The sequence below is a fragment of the Polaribacter sp. Z014 genome, from assembly GCF_023555435.1.
Classification (GTDB): Bacteria; Bacteroidota; Bacteroidia; order Flavobacteriales; family Flavobacteriaceae; genus Polaribacter.
Map to the genome: position 1 here is coordinate 1 of NZ_JALCZP010000050.1, position 3,490 is coordinate 3,490.

Consider the following 3,490-nt stretch of genomic DNA (forward strand, 5'->3'; position numbering starts at 1 on the left):
GCTTAATAAAAGTAGTTGCTTTTTTATTCACTTCTGTTTTCTTTCGGAAAATAGTCGTTCATAAAACCGCAACTTTCAATACACAACCACGTTAGCAAAAACTGGGTTGAATCGCCACAGAAAGGCATAAGTTCTTTTAAATAAGATTTTTGCTTCAAAGTTTTACGAAAAAAAAATAGTTATTAAATATCTTGAGATAGAAAAAAGAAAAATGAGCATAAACAATAAGAACATCGACAAAAAGAAAAAAATAATTGAACACAATTTAAAAATAAGAAAAACGAAGGCTAATCGAAAAAGAAAACTCCAAGTTGCATTAATAATAATTATGACTTTAACCGCTTTATATTTATTCGATATTTTATAATTGAAGGAAAAGTTAAAGTTGAAAAAACTCTAACATTTAGCAAGTTTTCGGAATTGTAAAACGTTGAATTTACTCAAACTCTAAAAAAGCAAAAGAGCGAATTCTTACTCGAAATCTGAATTTTAAAGTCGAGAAAAAATTATAAAAAGAAAATAGAAATTACGGAAAAATAAGCAAAAAAATTAAACACGCATTTGCTAACACCGTGTAAAAAAAATTGCTTAATTTTAGCTTAACCAAAGTCAGTTCCATTTTTGCAAACAACAATTTTCCTGCGGAAAATAGCCGTTCACAAAAATCGCAACTTTCCATAACACAACAACGTTGTATGCAATTTAAAATCCGTAACAATAATTAACATTTATCAGATAAGAAACATTGAGAAGTCGGACACATATACTAGAAGAAGAAAGTTTATTTGAACTTAAAAGAACACTTCCGAATGAATGGGTTATTCGAGAAAAACCTAAAGATTATGGAATTGATGTCGAAATTGAAATTTTCACTTCAAAAGGAGAATATACAGGAATAGTATTTTGGGTTCAATTAAAGGCGACTGATAGTGAAAATTTAAAAGACCATAAATCTATAAGAATGCCAATTGCCAAAATAAGACAATTAGCATCTTATGATTTACCAGTAGCTCTTTTTAGATATAATTCGAAAAATAGAACTTTTTATTTTGATTGGATTAAACGTCACGCTTACCTTTCTTCTAGTTCTAAAAAGAAAAGTTTTAACATTGAGTTTCAAGATTATCATTTATGGTCTAAAGACTCAACTAATCACATAATTTCATTTCTAAAAAGTAAAATTAGATTCAGCAATAATTTATTTTCATTTCCAATTAAAGGTTTTTTAAATAACATCAATGCACCTGATAAAACCGCTAGAAAATTATCCTCAAAGATTTCAAAAAACATTGCAATAATTGAAATCACAAGAGATAGAAACTTGGCTAATATTGAAATAAACGTATTAGAAAATCGAATTGTTTTAAACCTATCTGGTGCTTTTGGAGGTTCAATCGGTTATAAAAAAGGAGACCTTAATAATGAAGATTTAATATTTAAAGCTTTTAAAGATTGCCTAATACTTATTCTATTTCAAACAGACAAAGACCTTAATTTATTCAAATTCATAAATGACCATAAACTTCTTGATGAAGTAATTAATCATCCTGGAATGTTACATTATTTAATGCCCAAATTAATAGCAAGTGAAAGTGGTAATCATTTTACAAAAGAAATAGTTGAGCACGTCTTTAAATCTGGAAACCCAATTTCAGCTACAATCATCCAAACTATTATATTTCTATCAAGTAAAAAGATCATTTCTCAAGAGAGAGTTGAATCATATTTTGAACAAGTAATAGAACTTAGTTTAGAATCTAAAAATGAGACATCATTAGCTACTTCTTATTATAATTTAGGAGGATATTATAGAGGTATAAATGTGTTTGACAAAGCCATACATTTTTACAATAAAGCTTATAAAACAGAAAAAAGTTATTTAAAAAGAGGATATTTCTGTCGTGAATTAGCAGGAATTTTATTTGAACTAGATTTTTTTAGATTAAGTGCAAAGTTTTATACAAAAGCAAGTGTATTAGAACCAGACAATATTTTTCTTATAGCAACTCTTGGAGATGCAGAATTCTATTCCGGAAATTATGAAAAAGCTTTTAACCATTTTGATGATTTTCTAGTTAAAAATGCTAATCAAAATCACGATAAATATGAGTTTTCACTAAAATATACAATTTGTAAAGCATTAATTGAAATTTTGGAAATAAAACAACAAAAACGAAATATAAATAAAGCTTATGAAATTTTAAAATCACTAACACAAAACGAACTACAAGAATCAAGTAAACTTGATGAACTTGTTAAAATGGATGCACTTAATCCAATTATCTGGAGCTATTTCTCAACTGTATTTTTAAAAGATGAAGATTTGACTATGCTTTTTGTATCATCATTAATTCAGGCTATATTAATAAAAAGAGATTCGAAAATTTGGGCATATGTAGCAATAATAACTACTTATGAAGGTTCACCTTCAGAGTTGTTAAATGATATCGTTAACACAGCATATTTCTATTGTAGGGAAGATTTTATTTCAGAGTTACAAGATATGATAGAGTTGGAAGAATATGATGATTTTAAAGGTGACAAGTTTTTGAATTATGTAGAGGAATTAATAAAAACACCTAAAGAATATCCAATGGAATTAAGATTTTGGGATAAAGATGAAGTAAAAATAATTGAACTATAAAAAAACTGCATACAACACCGTATATAATTTATTGCTAGCTTCTTGCCTACTTACGAAAGTCCTCGCGGACTTTCTTGGTCGGTAATTATTCACTAAATTAGTTGCTTGAAACACGCAACAAACCATATACAACAACGTTGGCAATAATTAAAATGAACCCGAGAAAACTTTCATTATTTAGAGAAAAAAAAGGAATTAATATTTCACCCGAAAATATTGTTGCAATTTCTTGGACTGCTTTAATATTCCTAATTTATTATTTAAAACATTCTTTCGAATTTGATTTTAAAGGAATTGAAATTGGAATACTTTTACTTGGGGCTTTTTACATAATTGGACTTTTAATTAGTACTTATTTTAGATATGAAAGAGAAATAGGAGAATATTGTGGAAGAATATCTTTTTATGAAAATCGAATAAATATTGAAAATAACGATTTCCATCTTGAGGAAATACAGAAGTTGGAATTCTTCTCAACTTATGACGTTAAAGGAGACTTTACTAATTACCTTTTGGAATTTACACCTCATTTATCTAATGGTCTGAATAATAGTTTTATTTTGACTTTAAAAAACGGAAAACAAATTGAATATAATTTTTTGCAGACTAAATCTGAACAAATTAAATATTATAAAGAAGTATTAACGAATTATCACAAAAAAGGAATTATAAGCTGGTTGGAATTGTTGAATATTTTGAAAATTGAGGATTATAATGAAATTCAGAAATTGAAAAAAGAAATAACTATTGCCAACACCGTGTAAAAAAAATTGCTAAATTAGTGCTTAACTAAAAGCAGTTGCATTTTTGCAAACAACAATTTTCCTGCGGAAAATAGCCGTTCAC

General features: G+C 27.2%; 2 protein-coding genes. Both read left to right on the plus strand.

Translation table 11 applies throughout. The annotated features are described in order from the left end of the window. Window positions 1-745: 745 nt before the first annotated feature. Window positions 746-2,644: a DUF4365 domain-containing protein gene (locus tag MPF19_RS18670; RefSeq protein ID WP_249989792.1), complete on the plus strand. Its 1,899-nt coding sequence runs from the start codon at window positions 746-748 to the stop codon at window positions 2,642-2,644. Window positions 2,645-2,781: 137 nt separating this feature from the next. Then, on the plus strand, window positions 2,782-3,408 hold the full coding sequence (locus MPF19_RS18675) for a hypothetical protein (protein ID WP_249989793.1): 627 nt from the start codon (window positions 2,782-2,784) through the stop codon (window positions 3,406-3,408). The last annotated feature ends 82 nt before the right edge of the window (window positions 3,409-3,490 follow it).